General features: G+C 54.2%; 21 protein-coding genes, 1 other RNA gene and 1 pseudogene. 13 read left to right on the forward strand and 10 right to left on the reverse strand.

Going from position 1 to position 25,236, the window contains the following annotated elements:
* Positions 1–20: 20 nt before the first annotated feature.
* Positions 21–2,453, reverse strand: a complete 2,433-nt coding sequence (locus ACWIUF_RS08830; RefSeq protein WP_448571964.1) for a polysaccharide deacetylase family protein — start codon at positions 2,451–2,453, stop codon at positions 21–23.
* Between the two features lie 109 nt (positions 2,454–2,562).
* Between ACWIUF_RS08830 and ACWIUF_RS08835 the strand changes: the two are divergent.
* From ACWIUF_RS08835 to ACWIUF_RS08845, 3 genes and pseudogenes are all read left to right on the forward strand, one after another.
* Positions 2,563–2,697, forward strand: a pseudogene (locus tag ACWIUF_RS08835) (hypothetical protein); the annotation flags it as partial.
* A gap of 45 nt (positions 2,698–2,742) precedes the next feature.
* Entirely contained in the window at positions 2,743–2,988 is a 246-nt protein-coding gene (locus ACWIUF_RS08840; protein WP_448571965.1) for a hypothetical protein, read from the forward strand.
* A gap of 277 nt (positions 2,989–3,265) precedes the next feature.
* On the forward strand, positions 3,266–5,473 hold the full coding sequence (locus tag ACWIUF_RS08845; protein ID WP_448571967.1) for a phosphoketolase family protein: 2,208 nt from the start codon (positions 3,266–3,268) through the stop codon (positions 5,471–5,473).
* 240 nt (positions 5,474–5,713) lie between these two features.
* Here ACWIUF_RS08845 and ACWIUF_RS08850 read toward each other — a convergent pair whose 3' ends face one another.
* The 3 genes from ACWIUF_RS08850 to rnpB all read right to left on the reverse strand — a co-directional run bounded on the left by ACWIUF_RS08850 (position 5,714) and on the right by rnpB (position 8,041).
* On the reverse strand, positions 5,714–6,793 hold the full coding sequence (locus tag ACWIUF_RS08850) for a glycerate kinase (protein WP_448571969.1): 1,080 nt from the start codon (positions 6,791–6,793) through the stop codon (positions 5,714–5,716).
* The gene (rnc, locus tag ACWIUF_RS08855; protein WP_448571970.1) at positions 6,780–7,523 is read right to left on the reverse strand and encodes a ribonuclease III; all 744 of its coding nucleotides are present in this window, start codon (positions 7,521–7,523) and stop codon (positions 6,780–6,782) included. Before rnc ends, ACWIUF_RS08850 begins: the two co-directional genes overlap by 14 nt.
* A gap of 59 nt (positions 7,524–7,582) precedes the next feature.
* Positions 7,583–8,041, reverse strand: an RNA gene (rnpB, locus tag ACWIUF_RS08860) — RNase P RNA component class A.
* 238 nt (positions 8,042–8,279) lie between these two features.
* On the opposite strand from rnpB, the gene ACWIUF_RS08865 reads away from it, so the two are divergent.
* A complete protein-coding gene (locus tag ACWIUF_RS08865) occupies positions 8,280–8,612 on the forward strand; it encodes a hypothetical protein (RefSeq protein ID WP_448571971.1) in 333 nt (110 codons plus the stop codon).
* Between the two features lie 30 nt (positions 8,613–8,642).
* On the opposite strand, the gene ACWIUF_RS08870 is transcribed toward ACWIUF_RS08865, so the two are convergent.
* On the reverse strand, positions 8,643–9,875 hold the full coding sequence (locus ACWIUF_RS08870) for a retroviral-like aspartic protease family protein (RefSeq protein WP_448571973.1): 1,233 nt from the start codon (positions 9,873–9,875) through the stop codon (positions 8,643–8,645).
* A 594-nt stretch (positions 9,876–10,469) separates the two neighbouring features.
* Between ACWIUF_RS08870 and aroF the strand changes: the two genes are divergently transcribed.
* The 3 genes from aroF to ACWIUF_RS08885 all read left to right on the forward strand — a co-directional run bounded on the left by aroF (position 10,470) and on the right by ACWIUF_RS08885 (position 13,370).
* Positions 10,470–11,333: a 3-deoxy-7-phosphoheptulonate synthase gene (gene aroF, locus ACWIUF_RS08875; RefSeq protein WP_448571974.1), complete on the forward strand. Its 864-nt coding sequence runs from the start codon at positions 10,470–10,472 to the stop codon at positions 11,331–11,333.
* Positions 11,334–11,403: 70 nt separating this feature from the next.
* Entirely contained in the window at positions 11,404–12,438 is a 1,035-nt protein-coding gene (locus ACWIUF_RS08880; RefSeq protein WP_448571975.1) for an adenosine deaminase, read from the forward strand.
* Between the two features lie 431 nt (positions 12,439–12,869).
* Positions 12,870–13,370: a hypothetical protein gene (locus tag ACWIUF_RS08885; protein WP_448571976.1), complete on the forward strand. Its 501-nt coding sequence runs from the start codon at positions 12,870–12,872 to the stop codon at positions 13,368–13,370.
* A 201-nt stretch (positions 13,371–13,571) separates the two neighbouring features.
* Here ACWIUF_RS08885 and htpG read toward each other — a convergent pair whose 3' ends face one another.
* Complete coding sequence (htpG, locus tag ACWIUF_RS08890) at positions 13,572–15,563, reverse strand: molecular chaperone HtpG (protein WP_448571977.1); 1,992 nt, start codon at positions 15,561–15,563, stop codon at positions 13,572–13,574.
* Positions 15,564–15,850: 287 nt separating this feature from the next.
* Here htpG and ACWIUF_RS08895 point away from each other — a divergent pair, with 287 nt between their 5' ends.
* The 5 genes from ACWIUF_RS08895 (at position 15,851) to ACWIUF_RS08915 (ending at position 21,644) form a co-directional block, all read left to right on the forward strand.
* The gene (locus tag ACWIUF_RS08895) at positions 15,851–16,408 is read left to right on the forward strand and encodes a GNAT family N-acetyltransferase (RefSeq protein WP_448571979.1); all 558 of its coding nucleotides are present in this window, start codon (positions 15,851–15,853) and stop codon (positions 16,406–16,408) included.
* Positions 16,383–16,796: a DUF3110 domain-containing protein gene (locus tag ACWIUF_RS08900; RefSeq protein ID WP_448571980.1), complete on the forward strand. Its 414-nt coding sequence runs from the start codon at positions 16,383–16,385 to the stop codon at positions 16,794–16,796. The genes ACWIUF_RS08895 and ACWIUF_RS08900 overlap by 26 nt, the downstream gene beginning before the upstream one ends.
* A 20-nt stretch (positions 16,797–16,816) precedes the next feature.
* Complete coding sequence (gene murQ / locus ACWIUF_RS08905; RefSeq protein ID WP_448571982.1) at positions 16,817–17,740, forward strand: N-acetylmuramic acid 6-phosphate etherase; 924 nt, start codon at positions 16,817–16,819, stop codon at positions 17,738–17,740.
* A gap of 323 nt (positions 17,741–18,063) precedes the next feature.
* The gene (locus ACWIUF_RS08910) at positions 18,064–18,399 is read left to right on the forward strand and encodes a hypothetical protein (protein WP_448571983.1); all 336 of its coding nucleotides are present in this window, start codon (positions 18,064–18,066) and stop codon (positions 18,397–18,399) included.
* A gap of 332 nt (positions 18,400–18,731) precedes the next feature.
* Positions 18,732–21,644: a PAS domain S-box protein gene (locus tag ACWIUF_RS08915; protein WP_448571985.1), complete on the forward strand. Its 2,913-nt coding sequence runs from the start codon at positions 18,732–18,734 to the stop codon at positions 21,642–21,644.
* Positions 21,645–21,864: 220 nt separating this feature from the next.
* Here ACWIUF_RS08915 and ACWIUF_RS08920 read toward each other — a convergent pair whose 3' ends face one another.
* The 3 genes from ACWIUF_RS08920 to ACWIUF_RS08930 all read right to left on the reverse strand — a co-directional run bounded on the left by ACWIUF_RS08920 (position 21,865) and on the right by ACWIUF_RS08930 (position 23,197).
* Positions 21,865–22,293, reverse strand: a complete 429-nt coding sequence (locus tag ACWIUF_RS08920; protein ID WP_448571987.1) for a universal stress protein — start codon at positions 22,291–22,293, stop codon at positions 21,865–21,867.
* An 89-nt stretch (positions 22,294–22,382) separates the two neighbouring features.
* The gene (locus ACWIUF_RS08925; RefSeq protein ID WP_448571988.1) at positions 22,383–22,667 is read right to left on the reverse strand and encodes a DUF2949 domain-containing protein; all 285 of its coding nucleotides are present in this window, start codon (positions 22,665–22,667) and stop codon (positions 22,383–22,385) included.
* 140 nt (positions 22,668–22,807) lie between these two features.
* Positions 22,808–23,197, reverse strand: coding sequence for a DUF2358 domain-containing protein (locus tag ACWIUF_RS08930; RefSeq protein WP_448571989.1), 390 nt, complete (start codon positions 23,195–23,197; stop codon positions 22,808–22,810).
* Between the two features lie 44 nt (positions 23,198–23,241).
* Between ACWIUF_RS08930 and ACWIUF_RS08935 the strand changes: the two genes are divergently transcribed.
* Entirely contained in the window at positions 23,242–23,649 is a 408-nt protein-coding gene (locus ACWIUF_RS08935; RefSeq protein ID WP_448571990.1) for an acyl-CoA thioesterase, read from the forward strand.
* A gap of 37 nt (positions 23,650–23,686) precedes the next feature.
* On the opposite strand, the gene ACWIUF_RS08940 is transcribed toward ACWIUF_RS08935, so the two are convergent.
* Entirely contained in the window at positions 23,687–25,159 is a 1,473-nt protein-coding gene (locus ACWIUF_RS08940; protein ID WP_448571991.1) for a 2-succinylbenzoate--CoA ligase, read from the reverse strand.
* Positions 25,160–25,236: the final 77 nt, after the last annotated feature.

Here is a 25,236-nt window from a genome sequence, read left to right on the forward strand (position 1 = left end):
ACAAGTTTCGCTATTTGCAACTAGAACTCAGCCGTCGCTGTTCGCTCGTCCATTGGAGCTACGATTTGCTTCCAGAAACGCTTGTATGACTCTCGCACCCTCAAGTGTAAAGTTTTATATCTGGATTCAACACTTCTGGATTGATTGCCAAGGTTTTTGGGAATACTTACTTGACCAATTAACTTAGAGTGAACGCGACTATAGCGATAACCTTTTGCTTGTAAAAATTGATTGATTGTCTCTCGCCCTAAATGATCAATTAACTGATTAGTTGCAATATTGTTACTATGATTGATCATTTCTTGCATGAGTACCTGAAGTGAATAATACTTGCCTGGTACAATTTCACCAGAGTCCTCAGTATAATTTCCCTGTTGGACCTGAATAGATGTATCCCAACTTGATTTTCCTTCCTTAATTTGGTGAACTAGGGCTAGGGCGATCGGTACTTTAATAAGACTTGCTGGATCTGAAATCGATAAATGGCCATGATGATGCCGACACTCCTCTTCAAGATTACAAATACTGAGGTATGTCCTTGACAAGAGGTTTCTATTTTGCAAAATATCTTCGATAAACTGAGACTGACTTGCTTCTAATCTGTATTTAGCAACAGCGTGATTTCTAGAATATTCAATAATTTTTTGCTGTGCTCGTAATCGCCACATTGAGTCAACCGGAATTTGCTTTAATAGCGCGATCGCAGCCTGCCAATTTTGTTCCGATTCTTGCCAAGTACGGAAGGTTGGTTTCTTCGCATTCGCCAATTGAGCGGCTGCCATTGCATAGTTGACTGCTGTATGCCAACTATATCGAGCCTGTTCCTCAGCATAGATCTTTTGTTCAACTGTAGCTAAAGCTAGTAAGCAGGTTTCAATTGGATTACAATCAGAATTTTGCTGAGCCAATATTAAACTTGTGATACCTGAGACAACTTGATGTTGAATCTTATCTTGGATGGCTAGACGCAAAGCATATAATTCTTCGAGTGATCGAATACCTAGCCAAACATTAGATCCCAAAATCTTTTCCTGATAGTGTAAATGAAATAGTTCAGGAATAGTGACAAACTGATAATGACGTTGCTTCAGTTCATGAATTAATAATGGCAGTGCTGCTACAGTTTGAGTTCGATTACCACCATCATCATGCATGAGGACAATCCCCCCATTACTCACCTGGCTTAAAACATTATTTAATAATTTAGAAACTGACGGTTGAGTATAGTCTAAAGAGTCTGCCGACCACATGACTACGGCATAATTATTCTTTTGAGCATGGGCAACCAGACCATTATTCATAAAACCGCCCGGTGGGCGAAAGAGAACACTTTTTTCACCTATAATCTCCTCAATAATCTGTGTTGTTCGATCGATTTGGCTCGCGGCGATCGTTGGATTCATTGCATGGTAAGGATGACTCCAGGAATGATTACCAATAGCATGACCCGATTGAGCGATCGTTTTGACAAGATTGGGATATGCTTTAACAGCTTGCCCCACCAGGAAAAAGGTACCCTGAATTTGATGTTCTTCAAGAATTCGAAGAATTTGTGTTGTTGAGTTTGGCCACGGACCATCATCAAAGGTTAAGGCAATTACCTTCCTTGGCGTATTCAAAGAGATGTGACTAACAATTTTTCCTGAAAAACTTTCAGGTATGAGATTATTTGTCTGCTTAGCTGCTACCCGTCTAATATGCAAAAGTTCCTGTTCAAGCAAAGCCTGTATCTCTGGTGCAGCCATTTGCTTCTGCAAGGACATGACTGGAGATAACCATAGGTTAGAAGCTTCAGGAGAGATGATGACATCATCCAAATCTTGACTGGTATTGACTTGATAAATTTCGTGCAGATTTAGCCATACAATACCGATACTAACAGCACTGATAATAATAATAAAAATATATTTTAAATAGCGATGATTGAGTAAGTATTTGATAAAACACACATAGCCATTGAGTTTTCTGTTAGCCTCAGTGGCAACCAAGGATGTGGGTGGGGGGTTCACAATTGAAGCGGATGCCTCATAGGCCAACGCGAGTGTCGTGCCTACCGGCTTTGAGGTTTGGGGCTTGGGGGCAGCAAGCGATCGCGAGGAATGGCGGTAACTGGCAATACGCACCTGTTGGGGCTGCGATCGGCGACTCGCTAAGGTCATCTTAAGTTGAATAACCTCACGCCAAGCAATTTCGGAACGATCGGCAACGTAGCAAAGCACCTGTACCTGCTCAATGGCAGGGGCCGCAAGCTTTTGGAAACCGGCTTGGAGATAGGCAACACAGGAACCTTGCGGGGGAGGCGAGTGCTGCGCTTCTAGCCACAGTTCAAGCTGGCCGCCGCGCCAAACCGCTCTACTTTCCGTATCTGAGAAAGGCAAGGCTGCGTTGACCAGCATCGAAATGGCCAAGGGATGCCCCTGCTTGGCAAGTCTGAGAATTTTCTGCCAATCCATACCGTCTATCCACACACTCTTCTCACACCGCTCGCCTTGGCTCACAGTGCTCTCAAGTATAAGGCGACTATCCCAATTTGTCTGGTTCTAGTAGCCGATATCTACAGAGATTAATCAGCCAGACCGTCGATCGTGCCAGAAATATCTAGGCAATAATGACTCCTGCGCAGGCTTAAACCTTCAACGACTAGGCACCCTCATCAACGTTGATCTCCCTTGGAACCCAACGCGACTAGAACAGCGCATTGGACGCATTAAACACTTTGACCAAACTCGCCCGATCGTCGATATGCTCAACCTGGTCTATCAGGATACGATGAATGAAACGATCGACGAACAATCCAGGCCCAGCGCGATGCCTACCTCAGAGCGATCCTATCAGGATACGATGAATGAAACGATCGACGAACAACTCTCCGAACGCATGAAAAATTGCTTTGATCCCGTTGGTTTTCTCCCCAACACCATTGAACACAAGTGGATTGTCCTCACTTATGTAACTCTTATTTTACGATCCTTTTGGCCAGGGACATGACCCATAAACAGCCCAATCATGGCCTAAATCATTAACGAAATGAATCCATTTCCCGATAACTTGTAACAACAAGTTCTAAACTTTATCATCGCCTTAATCGCTTTGATAGCTAGATTCCCAGCCCAAAGCACCAGACAATCATCAACCCTATCAATAGAGAAAATACTAACCCCAAATCTCGACCAGCCCCCCATTCAAGCCAGCGACAGTAGGTTGTAAAATTTCTGATTAACGTGATTTTTAACCAACGCAGCCGCTTAACGCAGGTATCTCAACCATGACAGCTACCCCGTCCACTTCCACCCTGCCCGCCTTTTGTGAAGGTATTCAATACTTCGGCGATCGCCCGCCCCATTTTGACCAGTATGGCCAAACCCCCGTTATCGCCAGCGGTCATACCGCGATCGCCGATGTCACCGATCGCGCGGCAGCCTTCCAAACCCTACTCACCGCCGATGCCCTGCGTTATCTGATTTTGCAAATGACCGCCAGTAAAGCCTCTGGTCACCCCGGGGGTTTTGCCAGTCAGGCCGAAATCTATGCCGCCCTCACCCTCCTGGGCCACAAAAATATCATCACCGAAGTCGGCCACCACGCCCCCGGCTTCTACGCCGCCATGTTCCTCGATCGCTCCCTGGAGGCAATGGGCATCTACACCGTCCAGCAATTGCGCGATCGCTTCCGGGAAATGCACGGCCTCCTGGGTCACCTGTCGGGCTGCATTCCGGGCTTGCTCAACCCGGCGGGTCCCCTGGGTCAAGGACAGCACTTCGCAATGGCGGCGGCACTGCTCCACCGGGATATTCTCTTCCCCGTCACGATCGGCGATGGCGGCATTGGCGAACCCTACGTCATGAGCAGCATGGCCCACTTTCACACAGCCTTTCCTGGGGTTACCAACTTCCTGCCCATCCTGGTGTGGAACGGCTACTCCCAGGAACACCACAGCATGCTCTCCACCAAATCCGACGACGAGATGATGGCCTACTGGACTGGTAATGGCTTTGAGGAAGTGGTCCTCGTGGATGCCAAGGACTTTGACGACCAGAATCAGCCGGGACCCTTTGTCGATAGCACCCGGTTCTCCTTTGAACAACGCCTTGCCTTCACCCAAGCGGCCCTCGTCGCCACCGATGAAGCAATCCGATCGGCCCTGAGTGGGACCCTCACCGTCCTGATTATCAAACAACTCAAGGGGGCGGGCGTCCATGCCTACGGCTCCAAGTCCCATAACCTCTACGCCCACCACACTTTAGAGAACCCCGATATCATCAACGCCCTGCAAGCACGGGCACTCCACCCCGACGCCTGGCAACTGGTGCGCACCAACTGCGAACGCGCCCACGGCGGTCCCGCTGCCCAAACAGTGGTCACGGAATTTGAATATCCCCTGCCCCCAATTTCCAGCTTGCCCCTCACCGAGTACGCGATCGGGGCCAAACAGGTCGCCACCACCGCAATGGGCCAACTCGTCGCCCACGTCGGTCAAGAAGATCCCAACTTCCTCGTCACCAACGCCGACGGTAACGAAGCCTCCGGGATCGCCAACATCAACCAGGCCCTCAAGATCATCCACCCCACCCCGGACGAACTCTACAACCAGGGACCCAGCGGCCAAGTGTACGAACCCCTGAGTGAAGATGCCTGTGCCGGTTTAGCCGCCGGTTTGGCCCTGATGGGTGCCCGGACCCTCTGGTGTTCCTACGAATCCTTCGCCATCAACGGCCTGCCCATTTGGCAAACCGTCACCCAGGCAATGGCCGAACTGCGGCGGGCGACCCCCTCGACGATCGCCCTATTTACCGCTGGTGCCCTGGAACAAGGGCGGAACGGCTGGACACACCAGCGACCGGAGATCGAAAACTACTTTGCCGCGATGATGCGCAATGGCAACGTCTTCCCCCTGTTCCCCCCCGATGCCAACAGCATTCAGGTGTGCTACGAATGGGCACTGACCACCTGCAACAAGGGGATTACCATCACCGCCAGCAAGTCCCCCCTGCCCATCCGCACCACCTTTGAACAAACCCGCGAGGCCCTGCGCCACGGCGGCGTTACCCTCCAGGAACTATCGGGTCAAGGAACCGTGGTCTTTGCTGTGATTGGGGATATGCCCCTGATTCCCGTCTACGCCGCTGCCGAACAGCTCCAAGCCCAAGGCATTGGCTCCCGCATTGTTGCAGTCATTAACCCCCGACGACTCTATCGGCCCCACGATACGGGTTGGGAAACCTGTTCCTTTCCCGACGGTGAATTTTTAGATGATGCGGGCTTCGATCGCCTCTTTAGCGGCGATGTTCTGTTAGGGATCACCGGCGGCACCAGTGCGATGTTGGAACCCCTGATGTTGCGCAGTCGCGTCACGCGAGATATCTTTGCTTGGCGGCGCGGCGAAACCACAGCATCGGCAGATCAACTCATGGCCTTTAATGGCATTACACCGGAGGCATTGGTGCAGCGAGCGACAACCTTGTTGAGCAGCTAGGCAGGCCGCACTCGGTCATCTCAACCGGCGATCGGGGGGCATTTGGGGTAACCCGTTAAGGTTAATTGGGTAGGTTGGGTCAAATGCCGTGCGACCCAACCGAGTTAGTGCTCGTGTTGGGCCTCGCAGGCTCGACGCCAACCTACAACCCAGCCGTTTACGCCTGACAGACTATTCGTTTGCAGTAACAACTGTAGTCGCTCACCCGACCCGATCGCGCCAATAAGTGCCAAGGGCAGCTTAAACCGAGTCACGACAGCCATAGATAGCCGTCACTTGATGGGTTGCATCCAGTTCCAGGACCAGATCAGCCCCATCCGGTGGCTGAAGCAAGGGTGGGATAAACAAGGCAGGATGCAAGGCTTTCCAAAAGTATTCGACAAATTGCCCGATCGCGGCCTCACTCATCCCAGACTTCCCCGTCGCCCGCATTTGTTGCTCCGCCTGCTGCCGCCAGCATTGGCTGAAGCGGTAGTCACTCGGATACAACACCATGAGGCGATCGAGATACCCCCAGAGGGGCAGGTAAGCATTGAGCGCCTGATTCATATCACGGGCAAAAGCGCGATCGGCAGCCGTGACAATCGGGGGCGGGGCATGTTCAAACACAGCCGGGGCGATCGGTCGCAGCCCCACCAACCACCCTTCAAATAGAACGATCGCAATTCCAGTCACCCACTCTGGGGCCGTGCGATCGCCCGCCCCCCCCCACATCGATTTATCAAACCGAGGAATCGCAACCGGTGCCATTGTCCCCTGCCGTAATTGGTGCAGCACCTGCAAACCCAACTCAACATCATGGGTACCAGGAGGACCCCGCCAAACCAAACGCGGATCTTGACGTTGCAGCCATTGCCGCTCGGCATAGGTTTTATAGAGGTCATCGATCGACAGGTTCAGGGTGGGATAACCGAGGTGGGTCAAAATAGATTGCAAGATCCGCACCAAAGTCGTTTTCCCCGTCCCCTGGACCCCCAAAACACCTTGAATGAAGGGGCGATCGCCCTTGGCGCAGCCAGCGGCAATCTGCTGAGCCAGCGGGAGCCATACCTGCCAGAGGGTGACCAGAAGATCGCCATCAGAGAGCGTTGCCGGGAGAAGCTGGGGATCAGCCCTGAGGCGAGGCCAAAGCGATCGCAGTAGGGCCAGACGCTCCGCCAACTGAGTTCCCACCGTTGCCGACGTTAGGTTGAATGCCCTTGCGCGGCGGGCATCCGCTAGCTCCTGACGCAGCACCGTAGCCCACGCGATCGGCGTCGGTTCTGCCCCCGCCAGCCAGGTCGCCAGCCAGACCGCGAGGGGTGGATCAGGCTTGGACATCGGCAGTTTCCGATGTTTGATAGCGTTGCCATGCGACCTTAGCGGCAGCCTGTTCCGCCTGCTTGATCGATCGCCCCTTGCCCATGCCCAGACATTCCCCCTGCAACCAGACCTCCGCCTGGAAACGTTCCTGGTCACCATGTAGGTCGCTAATTTCCAAAACCCGATATTCCGGTAATTGCTTCAGCTTGCCCTGGGTCCACTCCTGCAACGCCGCCTTATAGTTCTGGCGGGCCGGATCATCGAGAATCGCGATCGCCAACGGCGTCAAGGCCAAATCTAACCAGGGACGAATTAAGGCCAGGGTATGGGTACTCAAATACAACGCCGCCAACACCGCCTCAAACGCATCGGCCAGACGCGACTCCCGCCCCGCCTGATCCCCAGCAGCACTCGCCGCCACCCGCAGTGATCGCCCCAACCCATATTGATCCGCCAATTGGGCCAGGATGCGATCGCTCACCAGGATCGCCCGCACCGCCGACAGTTCCCCCTCACTTAAATGGGGATAGGCTTGCACCAGAAATTCCGTCGCCGCCAACCGCACCACCGCATCGCCAATAAACTCCAACTGCTCATAGTTATAGGTACTGGAAACCGAGACATGGGTCAAAGCCCGATCGAGCAACGGCCACCGGATCGGTTGCGTAAGGGATAAACCAAACTTTTTGACCACCAATTGCAGTTCCTTTTGGCGGCGTGGGTCAGGTACTAGCTCCGGAACAGTCATAGGGATGAACAGACACTAACAAAATCTAAACACGTTCCCAGGCTCAACACGCGCAAAAGAGAAAGAGTTGGACATAAGCCGGATTCTGTTCTGGCGAACGGTTTCCCATCACCAGGGCAGTTATCTATCTGGGATGTTTGTTACCAAACACCTCTGGCGGCGCTGGAGGGCCATCGCCCTCAACGGAACAGGAAAAAGACCAACCCTTGTTCCTCAACCTTGCTCCCAACCGGGGTTTACCGAGCCAGTACCTCTCGATACTGCTGGTGCGCTCTTACCGCACCTTTGCACCCTTACCAACCGAATTGTCGATCTTCGACTTCCGATCCTGAACAAAATCCAAAATCTAAAATCCAAAATCTAAAATCCATTGGCGGTATCTTTCTGTGGCACTCTCCTCACGGTCACCCGCACTGGGCGTTACCCAGCAGGTTTGGTCTTTTGGGAGTCCGGACTTTCCTCAGGTTAACCACGCCATTTTCCGACTGGCCTAACCCGCAACTGCCTGCGCCAACTCTCTCTCTAGCTTTATCCTAACGCCTGCGATCGCCCCCTAACCCTCAGGCGTGATGCGGATCACCCTCTCCAGGGGCAGAGCACACCTAGCGGTAGCGGCTGGCATCACCCACAAACTGGGAAAAGCGCACGTGAAGTTAGTGCTAAGCTTGCTGCCCCAGGAACTCAAGTCGTCAATAATACAACTATGGGTCGTACTGTTTGATTGCATCTGAATTGCATCTGAGGAGCACTGCTACTATGTCGGTTACCCGCACTAGCACACCAATGGCGATCGCCCATGCCAAGGGACTACGTCGCCGGATTCTGAAACTGTTAGAGCAAGACCTGTCCGATCACCAAAGGACCAAGTTAACCTGCAAATATCACTACTGGGAACGGCTGATACAAGCGGAAGTCCCCAGCCAGGATGCCTGGGAAGTGGCGAGTGTGATTGCTCGATACGATGTCGAAGGGCGACTGCCCACCGCAGAACAGCGAAACCTCGTGGGTCGTTATTGCGTGGCTGTGTGTCGGGCCGAGTTGTGGCGGCGGGAGTTATTGCTGCCACCCCAGGTGTGCCAACAGGCTTGAGTAAAACCGGATCAGATCAGGGCAATCCCATCAGGGTGTATTTATTGACAGGGGCATGAGTTCCAAGCTACCGGTAGCCGGAAAACCCAGGGGCGTGCGATCGTCAAAGCGCCAATGTTGCCGAAACTGGTTAAGAAAATTTTGACCAATCACACCGTCAACGCCCAGCAGTTCCAGGGGGCGACTGTCGGTCAGAATAACGGTATCCAACCGGGGAACCGTATGGTTCTGGATACTGACGCGATCGAGGACAACCCATTGGGCTGGGGCCGTACCACAAAAGCCCAACACTTCAATGGGCTGGGCATTAGCCCCCAGGTTCAGCGCTTGCGCCAGTTGGGGGGACACCACGACCCAACCCGCACCGGTATCAAGGGCAAACGTGAAGGGGCCTTGACCATTGATCCGCACCTCGGCAGTCATGATGCCCATCTTACCCTGGAGGGGAATCGCGGTTGTCGCTAGGGCCGATCGCCGCCGGACGGGGAAATTGTTGGCCGCCTCTCCCGGTAAGGTTGCCGCAACGCTGGGCGATGCCCGCCTGGGGACGCTGCGCGAACGCAGTTCCAAGGTCAAGGCTTGGGGATCAAGGATTAGGTCAAAGCGACTGAGGAAATCCAGCCCCAATACCCCCGCTAACTGCTTCGGCATAGAAGCCGGGGGAAACCCCATCCCCAACAAATCAGCGACTTGGGCCTGTCCCACTTGCAGCGGTGGCAGGGTATGCAAACTGGCCCCTAGGCCCTGGCAACTTTCACCCACCACCAGATAACTAAATAGGCGATCGGACAAATCTACCCCCGCCCGCTGGGTGCGATCGAGGATCGGACGACTCAGGATCGAGGCCGAGGCCCCCGTATCCAACAAAAATTCCTGCACAGTCCCCCCCACCTGCACCGGTAAGGTCAACACCCGGCTTTCCGTTAGCGTTTGCAAAGGCACCCGCGCTGTACCAGTCCCAGAGGGGTTAGGTAGGCGCAGGCCCAGGGTTTGCACCAAAGCCGTCAGACGATCGTCCACATTGGCATAAATACTGCCATCGGGGGCGATCGCGATCGTCGTGAACGTACACTGCATCGCCGCCAGTTGCCGTTGCGCCAGACTCAGGGACGCTGAATTTTCCCCACTTGTGCGCACACAGTGCTGAATCTGCTGCAACAAATCAGGCCCCGTGGGCATCTGGGCCAACACCGGGGCCGCCCCCAAGATCAGTGTCCCCAGACCCACCCCAAAGCCTTGAAGCGTATTCAGGTAAGCATTCATCGGAAAACTCAACGTGTTTAGCCCAACCGGATAGCGGCAATTGGCGAACTTGCCTTGCTTGACAGTTAGGATGACCTTTGTTAGCGTTTGGATGGCACCTGAGCGCCAAGCCCAACCCTGTTACCAGGATACGCACGATCGGTTTGCCTCAGTCTGCTTAAGTAATCTTTCTTGATCAAACCACTGTCCATCAAAACCATGATGATCACAGCCCAGCAACGATTTTATTTTTGGTTTAGCAAGGCGGTTCACCGGGAGTGAGCAACTTTTTTGCTGACCAACCTTCGTGAACCGCAGCCCTTGGGACTGCGGTTTTTGCATATTTAGGACCATCCCAAATGCCCGTTGTCCAGCGTTTATCTTTCTGAGTTGCATCTGAGTTGCATATCCTATGGCCGGTTGCCCCTGTCTATCGCGATTGTTTAGCTTAGCGTTTTGGTACCGCGATCACGCTGGGTAGCCTGGCAGTTTTGTCTTGGGTAGCCCGGCTCTTAAGCACTCCGGGCTTTTTTTGAGCGATCGCTTGGCCCCATCCCCTGGGGCTATCCCGAATCATTACCCGTTCTACGTTCATAGCTTATATAAGGAGCCTCCATGCACGCGGCCACGCTAGCTACTAAATCCCATCCCGATCACCGCACGATCGTTCCCCTTGGCCCCCATTTAAGCATCGGCGATCGCCCGATCGCCCTGATTGGCGGTCCCTGCACGGTGGAAAACCTGGCGCAAATGACCGAAATTGCCGCAACCTTCCAGGGCACCCCGATCGCGGCCCTGCGGGGGGGCGTGTTCAAACCCCGGTCCTCACCCTATGCCTTCCAAGGGTTAGGAGAAGCGGGGTTAGACATTTTAGCCACCGTGCGGCAGCAGTATGCCCTACCCGTCGTCACCGAAGTGATGGCCATCAGCCAAATTGAACGTCTGGCTCCCCAGGTTGATATGCTGCAAATTGGCAGTCGTAATATGCAAAATTTTGACCTGCTCAAGGCAGTGGGACAAGCACCCGTACCCATTTTGCTCAAACGGGGGTTGTCGGCCACAATCGAAGAGTTTTTGATGGCAGCGGAATATATCCTCAGCCACGGCAATCCCCAAGTAGTGCTGTGTGAACGGGGGATTCGCAGCTTCGACGCCTACACCCGCAATGTGCTGGATCTGGGGGCCGTGGTCGCCCTCAAACAACTGACCCACTTGCCCATCATCGTCGATCCCAGCCATGCGGCGGGCAAACGGGAGTTGGTGCCGGATCTGGCACGGGCGGCGATCGCGGCAGGCGCGGATGGGTTAATCATCGAGTGCCATCCCCAGCCCGAACAATCGGTTTCCGATGCCCGTCAGGCCCTTGCCCTCGACACAATGGTGGATCTGGCCCAGAGCCTAGCCCCGATCGCCCACGCCGTAGGCCGCTGCCTCTGGCCACCCGTGCCCGTTGTTTCAGCCCAGCGGGTTGCCGCCTGAAGATTAGAGGTACACTGGGAAGAAGATGTAATGTTAAGATTTTTTACTTTCACTGCTTTTAGGAAAACCCGTGGCCCTATACGCAGAACTCCATCGGCATTTGGGTGGCTCCGTAGTCCCCCGTATCCTCTGGCGCTATTTCCAGCGGCATAGCCCTGACTTAGCTGAGCGCTTTCCGGACTATTCCCCCTTTGAGGACTTTTATACGCGGCCCCGCAATACCCTGGATGAGTATTTGGAATTGCATACCCTGGTGGAAAGTGTGCAAACCCAGGAAACCCTTCCCTATTTCCTCTATCGCTTGATCCGGGGGGCCTATGTATTTGAGAACTTAGCCTATTTGGAAATTCGCTATACGCCCTATCTGCGCACGCCCGATGATCTGTCCCCAACGGAACGGATCGATCACATGGCCGCGATCGTCCAAACCGTGGCGCAGGCCAGTCAGTTGGGGGAATACCCCGTGGTAACGAGCCAAATCCTGGCAATGCACTCACGCTTGCCCTACACCGTTAACCGGGCGATCGTCGAACTAGCCGCGCAAATGCCAGAATATGTCTGCGCGATCGATGTGGCGGGGGGGGATGCCCACTATGCTGAACGGTTAGACGAATTTCGGGACCTCTATGCCTATGCCCAGCGGCTAGGCTTAAAAACCACAGGCCATTTGTATGAGACCCCCGCTGGTTGCTATCCGGAGTTATTGCCGTACCTCATGCGCATTGGTCATGGCATTCAAATTCCCCTACACTATCCGGAGTTACTACCCAAATTAGCGGCACGGGGCCAATGCCTAGAGGTGTGCCCAACGACTTATTTCAAAACCAATACCCTGGATGATATTCAACAACTTAAGATCGTCTTCGATCGGTGTTTTGACGCGGGGGTAGACATTGCCATTTGTACCGATAATGCGGGGTTGCATAATGTGCGCCTCCCCTTTGAATATGAAAATCTGCTGACCCATAATATTATTGACTTTCGTCAACTACAAGCTTGCCAGGAAGCGGCCTTTCGCCATGCCTTTGCTTGGCCCCATCCCAAACCCCCGGCGGCAATGCTGTCGGGTCTCTATCAACCAGAGGTCCAGCTTGTGCGAGGGTGATGGCAAGTTGCGATCGGGCGCATCCCCCTTGCATTACCCTCACCCTAAAATCTCACGCCCAACGGGCGATAGACGCTGATCTCGCGGGTGCATCCCAGTTTTACTACCCTCGCCCTTTGGGAGAGGAACTTCAAGATAACTCCCCCGCTCCCCGTGGGAGACGCGAGTTAGGGGTTGCGGGCCATGAACCTGACAGGTCAAATTTGGGATATCTCCTAGTCGGGAACTTCCCTCTTACCCTAAACGTCTAGATCTTAATTAATAGTAATAGCGAGTGATCGCTAGCGTTGCAGTTATCCCATGCGGCTCTGACTCTCAAACGACAGCGAACCGCGTTGAACTGAACTGGCCAACCCAATCGACCAGTCGCCCGATCGCCAGGGATCTACCGGCCTTACCCCCCTCACATCAACGATTAGGAGTCCGTCACCATGAAAACGCTCTGGGGAATCCCCCTTGCCGTTGCCGCTACCCTGGTATCCTTGGGGTCGGAAGCGGCCTTCGCCGGCCAACCAGGGATCTATGTACAGTTGAATGCGCCACGTCAAGGGGTGTATTTGCAAGCAGGGACTCCCTATTCCCGTCCGTGGATACGGCAATCTGCCTATGAACCCTATGGACGCACTGTGATCTACCCCTCCCACGGGCAGGGCTACTATCGCGATCGCGCCGAGACCATCATTGTAGCCCCCACCGCCGAGACCATCATTATCAATCAGGGCAGACAGAGCGGCGATCGCACCCGAATTATTACCCGTGACGGCTACCGTGACTATCCCTATCGCGATTGGGACGGATACCGCCCCCGGACCATTGGGGGAAGGCTCAGCCCAGCCCCCTATCCCTATGACAACAGCCGCAGTTACACCTGCTACCCAACTAGTTGGCGCAATTCTGCTTTTAATGGCATTTCCCGCCGATCGTGCAACTAACGTTGGTAACAACGACTTTAGTCGTTACTACCAACGTTACGAAGCCGTCTGTCTGCTGTACTCGCCAACCATCCAGCAGCGGGGACCTGCTCCCCAGTTCCCCAACCCACAGCGATCGCCGATAGGGCCGTGGGGTAGGCGTCTCGCCTGCTCCAGATAATAGAGGCGGCCTCCAGACGCCTGTTCGCTGAACACTAACCCCTACTTTGTGGCTTGCTCCGTCAGATGGGTGAGGACCCGGTTCGATCGCTCCACAAAGGCCTTCATCGCATCCGCATCAAACGCCTTCTGGGACATCAACGCCAAGTCATACACATGCTGACAAATCAGATTGGCCAGCTCGGCTGAGGGAGAGGCTTGTCCCCCCTCCTGGATAATGCCCCCCTGGCTCAGGCGGGTTAGGTTTTGAATCAGAGGATGGGCCGTGTTCACCAGCAGGATGTGTTCATCGGGGAACTCCATCTGTTGCTGCATCATCAGGGCATTCATTTCCCGCAGGCGGCGCAGCACTTCCGGCAACAGGACCATTGCGGGAGGTGACGTTTCAGCTTGCTCAGCCTTGAGGGCTTCCGTGCGAATGTTGACCTTGGGCTTACCGATGGCCTTCTCAAACAGTTCCTTGATCAGTTCACTACGGGTCTTGTTCGTAGTAGGATCAACAATTTCATTAGCCTTATCCTGATCGATTAGGGTATCGTCCAGATCGGAATCTACCCGCGAGAACTTGACATCGGCATACTCCCGCTCCAGGAACCCAACGAAGTGGGTATCAATAAAGGAGTCCATATAAAGGACTTCCAATCCTTGATTTTTATGCAAATCCACATAGGTGGCTTGGGTAGCGGCATCGGTGCAGTAGAACACCCGATTTTTGTGGCGTTCCTTATTCCGCTCTAAATACTCCTTCAGCGTGGTATAAAACGGTCCGTCACTGGCGGTAGCCGCAGGCGTGGCCGTTTCCCATACATCACCCGCCTCGGACTGCACCTCGATCGCGGGATTAGTCGCCGTTCCCTGACTGAGATCCGCCGTCGTGCGGTAGATCAAAATATCCTCAACCTGCTTCTTGAACTTGTCATCGTTGAGGGAGCCGAATTTGACAAAGGTGCCCAAGTCCTGCCAGCAGCGAATGTATTCCGCCCGATCGTCGCGGTAGAGTTCCTTGAGGCGATCGGCAATCTTCTTGGCAATATAGTCCGCAATCTTGCGCACCGTGCGATCGTGTTGCAGGAAGCTGCGCGATACATTCAGGGGAATATCCGGACTGTCGATCACCCCCCGCAACGGCAGGAGAAACTTGGGGATAATTTCTTCACAATTGTCACTAACAAAGACCTGGTTGCAGAAGAGTTTAATCTGGCCCTTGGTGACATCAATATCCGGCCTTAACTTCGGGAAATACAGAATCCCATTGATGGCATAGGGATAGTCCGTATTCAAATGCACCCAGAGGAGCGGTTCCTCCTGGAAGGGATACAGATAACGGTAGAATTCGAGGTAATCTTCCTTGGTGAGGCTGCTGGGCGCTTCTTTCCACGGAGCCTTTTGGCGGTTGATTTGTTCACCATCCAGTTTGATCGGCACCGGCATAAAGTCACAGTAGTTTTTCACCAACTGGCGAATCCGACCCGACTCCAAATATTCCAATTCCTCATCTTGCAGCGTCAGCGTTACGGTTGTCCCCCGCTGGGTGCGATCGCTGTTGGTCAATTGGAATTCCGTTGTGCCATCACAACTCCAGTGGACTGCGGACGCCCCCGCTTGATAGGACAAAGTATCAATCTCTACCCGCTTGGCCACCATAAACGAGGAGTAGAACCCCAGCCCAAAGTGGCCAATGATCTGCTCTCCCCCCGTGGTAGCAGCATACTTCTGGACAAACTTTTCCGCACTGGAGAAGGCGACCTGGTTGATATACTCCTTCACCTCATCGGCGGTCATCCCAATCCCGTTATCGGTGACGGAGAGGGTCTGCTTATCCTTATCGATCGCAATCTCAATTTGGGGATCACCCAGTGCCCCGGAATATTCGCCCGCACGGGTGACCATACGCAATTTTTGGATGGCATCCACCGCATTGGAGATTAATTCCCGCAGAAAGATCTCGTGGTCGGAGTAGAGCCACTTTTTAATAATCGGGAAAATATTCTCGGTGTGGATCGAAATATTGCCCTGTTCCAGAATCGTTGTCATGGGTCCTGCTTGGTTCGCTATAACTGGCTGAGTGGTTGCTTCGATGCCCATCGCCGATGCCCCCTCCCTAACGACAAAACCATTAGGGTGCCATCGGGAAGACACGCTACCCTGTTTTACCTTATAGCGAACGATCGCGGCGCTGTCCCCTAGGGCAGAGGGAGGATATAGCGGCGATGCAGATACGGATTTCCCTACCCGTCACACAAGGGTCGCCCCCCTCTGTCTACTCCTGTACCCAAGATGGGTATGATCAACTGGAATGAGGGTGTTACATTTCGTATCCAATGATCACATTTCCAAACACAGACTCCGACACTCGCATCGGCTTACCCTTAGCCATTACCTGGATTTGGGCCGATCATCCCGACCTTGCCCACGCGATCGCGATTCGGCAGCAAGTTTTTCAACAAGAGCAGGGCGTTGATGCCGCCCTAGAGTTGGATGGATTAGATCACACGGCCCAGCACGTTCTGGCCTGGGTAGCCGGGACAGCCGTTGGGACAGCCCGTATTCGCCCGCTCGATCAGCGGACGGTCAAACTGGAACGCCTCGCGGTCATACCGGCCTATCGTGGTCGGGGGATTGCCCTACAGATGATGGCCCAAATCCTCCAACACCTCGATCACACCGGGGTGGAGACCGTGATGCTGCACGCCCAATCCTATGTGCAAAACCTGTATCGCAAATTCGACTTTGAGCCGATCGGGCTGCCCTTTGAAGAAGCAGGTATCCCCCACCTCAAAATGCAACGCCGATCCCCACAAACCAGTACGATGGAGGGTGATATGCAGCAAACGGGAGCAATGAGATCGGGCCATGCGAGTCTTTGTCTTACTGTTTAACGCCGGTACGGACAACGAGGGTATCCATACTCTCCAGATCGGCGGGCGCAACCTAGTACTGATGTTTGAGTCGGAGGATGATGCCACTCGCTATGCCCTCTTGCTAGAAGCCCAGGATTTTCCCCTCCCTACAGTGGAAGCGATCGACCAGGCAGAAGTGGAAGCCTTCTGTGAGGATGCCGACTACGGCTGTCAACTAGTGCCCATCGGCTACATCCCGGAGGGGGATCACGATCGTCTTCTGCTCTCACCGCCGGAAAATAACCTGGCCCAAACAGATTGGTCTGCGGACCCGCCCCATCGCCCCGCCCCCGCCAGTGAGGATGAGGCAGGCTTGTCCTCGGCGGATCTCGATCGAATTCGCCGCCAACTTGAAGGACTCCTGTAGCGATCCCCAAACAGATGGAAATGAGTTTGCCCTTGCCCGAACGGGGTCACCTGCTCACCGAACAACCCAACCCCAACAGCCAAAACCTGGATCAACTCAGTTCCCTAGAATTAGTGGACCTGTTTAACCAGGAAGATGCCAAAACAATCGCGGCGATCGCGGCAGCCCGTGAACCCCTCGCCGTTGCCATTGACACGATCGCCCAGGCCCTCAGTCAGGGAGGCCGGTTATTCTATATCGGAGCGGGGACCAGTGGTCGCTTGGGGGTATTAGATGCGGCGGAATGCCCCCCCACCTTCTGCACCCCACCGGAATTAGTCCAGGGAATTATTGCCGGGGGACCGGCAGCTCTCCTGCGCAGTGCCGAAGGACTGGAGGATGACGCCGATGCCGGAGCCAATGCCATCGCCCACCACACCGTTACCGCACGGGATGTCGTCGTGGGGATCACAGCGGGGGGGACCACGCCCTATGTGGTTGGGGCCTTGCGGGCTGCCCAGCAACGGGGTGCGACCACTATTTTTATCGCCTGCGTGCCAGCCACACAAGTGCCCAGCCATGCCGATATCGACATCCGGCTCCTGGTCGGGCCTGAAGTTTTGGCGGGATCAACGCGTCTGAAGGCAGGCACAGTCACGAAGCTAGCTTTAAATATTCTCTCGACCGGGACAATGGTGAAGCTGGGCAAAGTTTATGGTAACCGCATGATTGATGTGGCTGTAACGAATCAGAAATTGCACGATCGCGCCCTGCGGATTTTGTCGGATTTGACCGATCTCGATCGCGAGGCCGCCAATCACCTCCTCGATCGCAGTGGCAAATCCGTGAAATTGGCCCTACTCATGCATTGGACGGGCCTAGATTTCGCCGCCGCGACAGCCTTACTGACCGCCCACAACGGCCAACTACGCGCCGCCCTCAGTCACTTGCCTGCCTCTCACTGAGACAAAAAGACGATCGCTTGTAGTCTAGATTACCGACAATTACGGTGAATACTGACGATAATGTCCAACGGGATTTTGACATTAGTGCTTTCCCAGTTGATTAAATCAGCATAGTTTATAAGTTTAATATTTTTTTTCAAATTCCTGATTTTTACGCTAGACAAGCCTAAGATCTTTGTGCATCGGGACGTTCAGCTTAGTAACACTGTGATGCACCATTAGGTAAGTCATTCACCGTTATTCACAAGATTTTCACCATCTACGGTGAAAGTGAACCTAGGGTATCCAAGGACTGGACGTGTATTAAGGACTGGACGTGTATTATGGAGATGCTGTCGCTGTTGCTGCACGGATTTAATTTGCGCACCTTTAAGTTTTGGCAGAACGGCCAACTGCGCGATGGCTTGTGCCACAATAACGAGCTGTTTTTTGCCCTGCGTATCTTTGACTCGGGCCGACGCCTTTGGGTACAGGAACAGGCATGCCAACTGAGTCAGCAGGGGATTCCTGTTATCGTGACCTACGAGGGCGATAGCTACACAATTTGGGTACGGTTGCGATCGTCCTCCCACGTAGAAGCCTTTCTGAACCTCCCGACGGATACCGAATCCACAGACTCTACCGTCGTTTTGTGGGAGACTTCTGCCTGCCCAGCCTAAGGGGGCGCGATGGGGAGCATCTCCTGGGGAGCATCTCCTCCGTCGCTTCTCCTGCGCAGGCGCTACGCGAACGAAAACCAATTTGGGGTAGGCATCTTGTCGGTCCCTGAGGCAGCCGAGACGGCGATCCCACGTTCAATCTAGCAACCCAATCTTCAGGCTCCTAAGCGATAGTAATCCTAGGTGGCTTATGGGCGCAGGTGGGTATCCTGCGCAGAGCCGCCCCCCTCCTTCCGCCCTTCATCCAGTTGCGCTTTTGGCGCTAAGGCATAATGATGTAACAGCGTTTCTGTGATTTTGCATTCTGGCCCATCTGCCCAGCGATATCCTTGATGACGCGACTGCCCAGTCAGACTCTTCGGCAGGGGCGTGAGTGCGCCCTAGGTATTCTCGTGGCTATTCAACAGGTGTTGGTTAAACACCTGCGTCTAGAGGATTGCTGGCCAGAAATTTTAGCCCGCGTGGGGGCCGCGATCGGGGTTCAGCAGGCCGCATATTTTGCCAGCCAGAGTGTTCCCCTGCAAGATCCCCAACTTTATGCCCAAGCCTACTGGCATGCCCCTGACTGCGATCTTCCCAGTGACCAGACAGGTAAACCCAAGCCAGCCGACTGGTGCTTAACACCCCCTAGCCTGGAACAACTCCGGCACGGCAGCCCCCTCATTGGCCCCCTGGCCAGCTTCTCCCAGGGGAACGGGCCGGTTGCAGATATCAAAGTTCTGGCTAGTCCCCTGATCGCCCACGGACACTGTTGGGGGGTGTTGCGCTGTGATCTCCCCCTTGAGGCTGATTGGGAGCCAAACACCCTCGACTTTGTGCAGGCTGTCGTGGCGGCTGTTACCCTAAAGTTCAGTCCACCAGCACCGACCGTGCCATCGGAGGTGCCCCCTAGTGAACCTGTGCTGCCCACCTACGGGCTGCCCGCCGCACCCACCGCTCCAGGCCATCCAGACCTAGCACTGACCACCACGGCGACTGGGGTGATGGGACTGACGATGCCGTCTGCCGCTATTATGGTCCCGCCGCCGCTCCCAAGGATTACGGAAGCGGCTTGTTTCCATGCCCTTTGGACGCAAACTGCGATGGGCCTGAGCCAGTTTGACACCTCACACCGTCTGATTCGGGTTAATGCCTGTTTTTGCGATATTGTGGGCTACTCGGAAGTGGAATTGTTGGGACGCTCGATCACGGATATTACCCATCCCGATGATCTCAACATTCACCTGGCCTTAGGGGAGCAGTTGTTCCGGGGCGAGATCCCGTCCTACAGTTTGGAAAAACGGTTGGTGCGCAAGGATGGCGAGGTGCGCTGGGTGCAGATCAGTGTGGCCTTGGTGCGATCGCCAGTGGGGATACCCCAATGCGATATTGCGATCGTTAAAGATATTACCGATCGTAAGCAAACCGAGGCCAAACTCCGTGCCCAAACCCGTCGAGAGCAGGCGATTAACCGGGTCATTCAAACCATTCGACAATCGCTCCTATTAGAGGCGGTCTTCTCGGCGGCAATGCAAGAAATTAGTGCATTGCTCGATGTAGATTTTGCCGATATTGCCCAATACATTCCTGCTGAGAACCTCTGGCGTCAGGTCGCTTGTTATTCGTCCCATGACGAGGCATTTCCTTCCACCCTTGGCCATATTTTCCCGGATTTGGATAACCCAGTAACGGCACAACTCAAGCAGATGCAAATTGTCCAGCTAACCGATGAAAGCTTTCTGAACCTTGTGCACCCGGTCCTGGGTAAAACCTTGATTGGTGCGCGTCTTCTGGTCCCGATTCCCAATTATCAAAGTCCTGATCCCGATGTACCCAAGGTCTGGGGACGATTGCGCTTGGGCAAGCATACTCAGCCAACCTGGAGTGAAACTGAAGTTGAGATCACGCAGATTTTAGTTGATCAGTTAGCGATCGCCATTCAACAGTCGGAACTCTACTGCTTAGTCCATCGCTTTAACCAAAACCTGGAAGGGCAGGTGCAGGCACGGACAGCAGAATTGCAACGGGTGCTGGATTTTGAAGCCCTCCTCAAGCGGATTACCGAAAAGGTGCGCGATAGTTTAGACGAACGCCAAATTTTGCAGACCGTGGTCCAAGAGCTAGGGAAAGGCTTAGGGGTCAAATGCTGCGATACAGCGCTTTATGATCTGGAAATGACGCAGGCCACGATCGCCTATGAATATAATCCCATCATTCCCCCCGCTCGGCAGACAAGGATTTCGATGGATGCCTATCGCGATCTATATCAGCAGATTGCCCGCAAGGAAAGTTTTCAGTTTTGTTGGTGGGGAACCTGTAGCGTTCGTCCCAGCAAGCAGAACCACCTAGTTCTGGTTTGCCCGATCGTCGATGATCAATCCGTCTTGGGCGATTTGTGGTTAATGCGTAACCCCCAACAAAATTTTGATGCCCTAGAGATTAGCTTAGTCGAGCAAGTGGCGGCCCAGTGTGCGATCGCCCTGCGTCAGGCCCGACTGTATGCCGCCGCCCAGGTACAGGTACAGGAATTAGAACGCCTGAATCACCTTAAGGACGACTTCCTCAGTACCGTTTCCCATGAGTTGCGATCGCCGATGTCGAATATCAAAATGGCGACCCAAATGTTGGAGATCCTGCTCAAACGAGTGGGGATGCTGCAACCGGAAGGGCAAGCAAAAACTAAATCTAATCTTCCCCAACTCGATCGCTATTTCAAAATCCTACAAGACGAATGTGAACGAGAAATTAGCCTGATCAATGACCTCCTCGATCTTTCTCGTTTAGAGGCAGGTACCGAACCGCTTTCCCTGTCAACAATGGACCTTCAACTTTGGTTACCCCACCTAACTGAACCCTTCCATAGTCGAATGGCTAACCATCAACAGCAGTTCGTGATTCAGGTAGCAACTGACCTCCCCCCCCTAACCACAGACTTTGGGTATCTAAGCCGAGTCATGCGTGAATTAATGAATAATGCTTGTAAATATACACCTGCCCACGAAACGATCACCCTCCAGGCCAAGGCTGTTGCACAAGGGATTGCGATCAGCGTCAGTAACTCTGGGGTGGACATTCCTAGGGTGGAACTATCACGGATGTTTGAGAAGTTTTATCGGATTCCCAGTAATGATCCCTGGAAGCATGGAGGGACCGGATTAGGATTGGCCCTGGTGAAGCGGATGGTCGATCATTTAGGTGCTGTGATCACAGTCGCGCATCAGGATAGGATACTCCAGTTCACCGTGACAATTCCGTACCACCGCTAGTACAGCGTCCAGCTTAAGAGGCTGTTTTAAATCGCGGTTAAAACCGCGACTACGAACTTCAGCATTTGGCCGTCCTCAGCGTTGTTGTACGTTTGTAGTAGCGACTTTAGTCGCCTAAACAGCCTGTTTCTGGACTTTTAAAACACCCTCTAAGATAAGTGTTTTCGGCGGGTTCAGCCTGTTTGGGCAGCGTCTCCCTGGGGATTGAACTGGCTTGGGCCTATTTCCGCAGGACCAACACCGGGCAATGGGCAAAGCGAACAACCCGCTCAGCGACTGACCCCAGCAGAAAGCGGCTGAGACCCGTTCGCCCCCGTGAGGGAATCACAATCAGGCTAATGGCTTGCTTAGCGGCATAGTCAATAATCTCAGCCGCCGCATCCCCGATCGCGACGTGGAAATGGGCCTGACGATAGGCGGGAGCATCACAGCGATGATAAAACGCCGTTTCAACATTGTGAATACGGGTTTGCAAATCCAGGGTATTCCAGAGCATCCCCGGTTCCGTAACTTCTAGCTTTTGGAGAACGTGTAGGATATGCAAATGGGCGGGATCGGCAACAAATGCTAAGCTTTCGGCGATCGCGGCAAACGCTTCATCCGAAAAGTCCAGGGGCACCAAGACACGATCGCGGTTGAACAAACTCATAGCTGGCACCTACGGCTTTTTTAGCGGCGGACAGGATCAATCCCTACTTCAATCTTGCCACCTTCTTGGGTGCTGGGGCGACTGCATCCTTAAGCTGCGCTAACCCAAGGCGATACGGCAGGAGACACCGCAGAACCGGCAGATGTGTCCATACTGGTTTTCACCAAAGTTAGGGTGGGCGTGGGGTCGGCCTGAGCGGACCAATCCCACAGTTGTGCCAGTTCTTCCAAATCCACCAGCCCATATTGCCAGAGAACAATGGGCAACAAATGGAGATCTGGCCCCACTTGCCGCAGGGCGAGGGTAATGGCGTCAGGCGCGAGGGCCAACTCACCCTGCAAAAAGGTCAGGAGGCGGGGGGGACAGACGTTCATCCGGCCAAATCCTCAAATCGGTGCTTCTCAGGATAGGCACTGGATACAGCCCTGCCCTCACCGCCCTGGCTCACCCGATCGGGTGCTTGGGGTTACTTCAAGTGCAGGGGCAGGATAACGGGTCCACGATCGCGTCGGCATTACCGATCGCCCTGGGGGAAAAAGTGTTGCCGCAAAACCGCCAGACGGGAACAGTGCCAGTGATCGATATGGGCCACAATCAACGCTTGATCATTGAGAGTGAGTTCGCTCCAACCGGGAATGCTGATCCGGGGTCGCCAGGGGAGGGGGGAGGTCCAGGAGAGGGTCCAGTGGGTAGTAATGTGCTGGCCAGCCCGTTGAATGTCGTGTAGTTCTAAGCAGGGCTGCTGAAACCAGCGTTCAATAAAGCCAATCATGCGTCGATAGCGATCGACCCCATGAAACGAATTGAGGGGATCTTGAAAATAAACATCAGGCGCATAAATCCCATAGGTTTGCTGTTGCGGGAAGCGGGCATAATCTGCCTTTAAGATATCAACAATATCCATATAATAGAAAAATTGATTGATAGCGATGTTAGTTTTTAATGATTATGTCATTTGTTTACGATCGTGTCATTCATTTTCAGGATACGGATGCGGCTGGGGTTGTCTTTTTTGCCAATATGCTCACGATTTGTCATGAAGCCTATGAAGAAACCCTACGGCAACAGGGGATTGACTTAAAACGGTTTTTTCAAGATCCGGAATTCGCCCTCCCGATCGTTCATGCCGAAGTAGGTTTTTATCAGCCAGTATTTTGCGGGGATGTGTTGCGGGTGACGATGCAGCCGGAACGGCTAGGGCCGGATAAGTTTAAGGTCATCTATCAACTCGATCGGGGAACAACGGGAACAGAGAGGGAGCGTGTTGCCCAAGGCTCAACAGTACACCTGTGCATTAATCCCCAAAATCGGCAACGGCAGGCCCTTCCGGGGCTGTTGCAATGCCTGTTCGAGTAAGGGAGAAGACCCGTTTCGGGGCACGAAGCCCCGAAGCCTACGAGTCGTCCTGGAGGGATTGGGCAGCTTGGGCCAGGTGTTGCACAGCGCGCGCGTTGACTTTGCCCTGGGGATTGCGGGGGAGGTGGTCAACAGCCAGCCAACGTTTAGGATGCTTGAAGGCACACAGATTGCCGGCGATCGCCTGCTTGAGTTGGGCGGGCGTCACGCGATCGTGGGCTGGGACATACACCGCCGTGATCGCCTGTCCCCAAACCGGATCGGGCAAGCCCACAACACACACGTCTTGGACGAGTTGGGTTTGCCGCAGGGCTGCGGCGACCTCGCTAGGAAAAACATTTTCGCCACCAGTGATAATTTTTTGGCTATTGCGCCCCACGATGTGTAAATAGCCGCGATCGTCGAAGTAGCCGCGATCGTCGGTCACAAACCAGTCTGCGGCGGGGAAAAGTTGGGGATAGTAGCCCAGGGCAAGGCTGGCGGTTTGGATCGCGATCGTGCCGATGTGTCCTGCTGGCAACGGCTCACCCCGATCATCGCCAATGGCAATTTCCACATGGGGCAGGGGGCGACCAACACTACGGTTGCCGTCCCAAAAGTCCTGGGGAGAGAGGGTGGCGACTTGGGCAGCGGTTTCGGTCATGCCATAGGTAAGAGCGATTGGGAGCCGTTGAGCGTGGGCAGCAGTGACCAGATCGGGCCAAGCGGGACCGCCTCCCAGAAAAATAGCCCGCAGTTGGATCAACCAGGAGAGCATCGCCGGGGAAGGGGCTGTCAGTAGACGCTGGAGTTGGGTCGGGACCAGGGACAGAAACGCCGATCGTGGATCAACCGGCGGATAGCCGCCTGTCTGTAGGGACGGCAAAGTTGCGATCGCCAATGCGCCCCCTGAAACGAACGAGCGCACAAATTGCATGAGGCCACTGACATGGTATAGCGGTAACACACAAATCGACGCGAGGGCATGGCACGCAAAATGCTGCTGCAAACCAGCCACCGCTGTCACCAATCCCGACCAGCGATGCATGGCAAAGCGAATCTGGCCGGATGACCCCCCGGTGGGAATCATAATCAAGGGTTCGGCGAGACAGGGGCGAGGGGGGGCAGTCGGGGGGGCAGGTAGCCAGGTGAATCCGGCCTCGGCGATCGTGTCGGCAGCGATCGCGTCGGGTTGGACCTGGGCGAGGACAGCTTGCCACTCCCGATCAGTCCACTGGGGATTGGCGAGGTAGACGTGGGTCCGGGCCAAACAGGCGGCAGCGAAATGGCTTAAGAAGCTTAGGGGGTCCCGGTGGCGGAGGATAACCCTAGCTAGGCGGGGGGCCGGCACACGCTGGCGGGCCTGCTGGTCAAGATCCTGGGCGATGTGATGGGCTTGGGTAAAGAAGCGATCGCCGACTGGCTGACCGTTATTCCACAGATCCCACCCGTCCTGCTCCCGCGATCGCCAACAGGCTGCAAAGTTAGGGTTAGGGGTAGAGCTAGAGCCAGTGGCAAGGCCCGCCAACACGGGCAGCGCCTTAGGATTTGATACAGAAGTAGGTCCCAAGCACCCCTCCGGTGATCGTTTTCCTTTTAATCCTAAAA

Source organism: Trichothermofontia sp. (genome assembly GCF_053493415.1).

Coding starts and splice junctions, on each gene's coding strand:
- ACWIUF_RS08830 (WP_448571964.1), bottom strand. CDS start 2,453: ATGGATTGGCAGAAAATTCTCAGACTTGCCAAGCAGGGGCATCCCTTG.
- ACWIUF_RS08840 (WP_448571965.1), top strand. CDS start 2,743: ATGCTCAACCTGGTCTATCAGGATACGATGAATGAAACGATCGACGAA.
- ACWIUF_RS08845 (WP_448571967.1), top strand. CDS start 3,266: ATGACAGCTACCCCGTCCACTTCCACCCTGCCCGCCTTTTGTGAAGGT.
- ACWIUF_RS08850 (WP_448571969.1), bottom strand. CDS start 6,793: ATGTCCAAGCCTGATCCACCCCTCGCGGTCTGGCTGGCGACCTGGCTG.
- rnc (WP_448571970.1), bottom strand. CDS start 7,523: ATGACTGTTCCGGAGCTAGTACCTGACCCACGCCGCCAAAAGGAACTG.
- ACWIUF_RS08865 (WP_448571971.1), top strand. CDS start 8,280: ATGTCGGTTACCCGCACTAGCACACCAATGGCGATCGCCCATGCCAAG.
- ACWIUF_RS08870 (WP_448571973.1), bottom strand. CDS start 9,875: ATGAATGCTTACCTGAATACGCTTCAAGGCTTTGGGGTGGGTCTGGGG.
- aroF (WP_448571974.1), top strand. CDS start 10,470: ATGCACGCGGCCACGCTAGCTACTAAATCCCATCCCGATCACCGCACG.
- ACWIUF_RS08885 (WP_448571976.1), top strand. CDS start 12,870: ATGAAAACGCTCTGGGGAATCCCCCTTGCCGTTGCCGCTACCCTGGTA.
- htpG (WP_448571977.1), bottom strand. CDS start 15,563: ATGACAACGATTCTGGAACAGGGCAATATTTCGATCCACACCGAGAAT.
- ACWIUF_RS08895 (WP_448571979.1), top strand. CDS start 15,851: ATGATCACATTTCCAAACACAGACTCCGACACTCGCATCGGCTTACCC.
- ACWIUF_RS08900 (WP_448571980.1), top strand. CDS start 16,383: ATGCGAGTCTTTGTCTTACTGTTTAACGCCGGTACGGACAACGAGGGT.
- murQ (WP_448571982.1), top strand. CDS start 16,817: ATGAGTTTGCCCTTGCCCGAACGGGGTCACCTGCTCACCGAACAACCC.
- ACWIUF_RS08910 (WP_448571983.1), top strand. CDS start 18,064: ATGGAGATGCTGTCGCTGTTGCTGCACGGATTTAATTTGCGCACCTTT.
- ACWIUF_RS08915 (WP_448571985.1), top strand. CDS start 18,732: ATGACGCGACTGCCCAGTCAGACTCTTCGGCAGGGGCGTGAGTGCGCC.
- ACWIUF_RS08920 (WP_448571987.1), bottom strand. CDS start 22,293: ATGAGTTTGTTCAACCGCGATCGTGTCTTGGTGCCCCTGGACTTTTCG.
- ACWIUF_RS08925 (WP_448571988.1), bottom strand. CDS start 22,667: ATGAACGTCTGTCCCCCCCGCCTCCTGACCTTTTTGCAGGGTGAGTTG.
- ACWIUF_RS08930 (WP_448571989.1), bottom strand. CDS start 23,197: ATGGATATTGTTGATATCTTAAAGGCAGATTATGCCCGCTTCCCGCAA.
- ACWIUF_RS08935 (WP_448571990.1), top strand. CDS start 23,242: ATGTCATTTGTTTACGATCGTGTCATTCATTTTCAGGATACGGATGCG.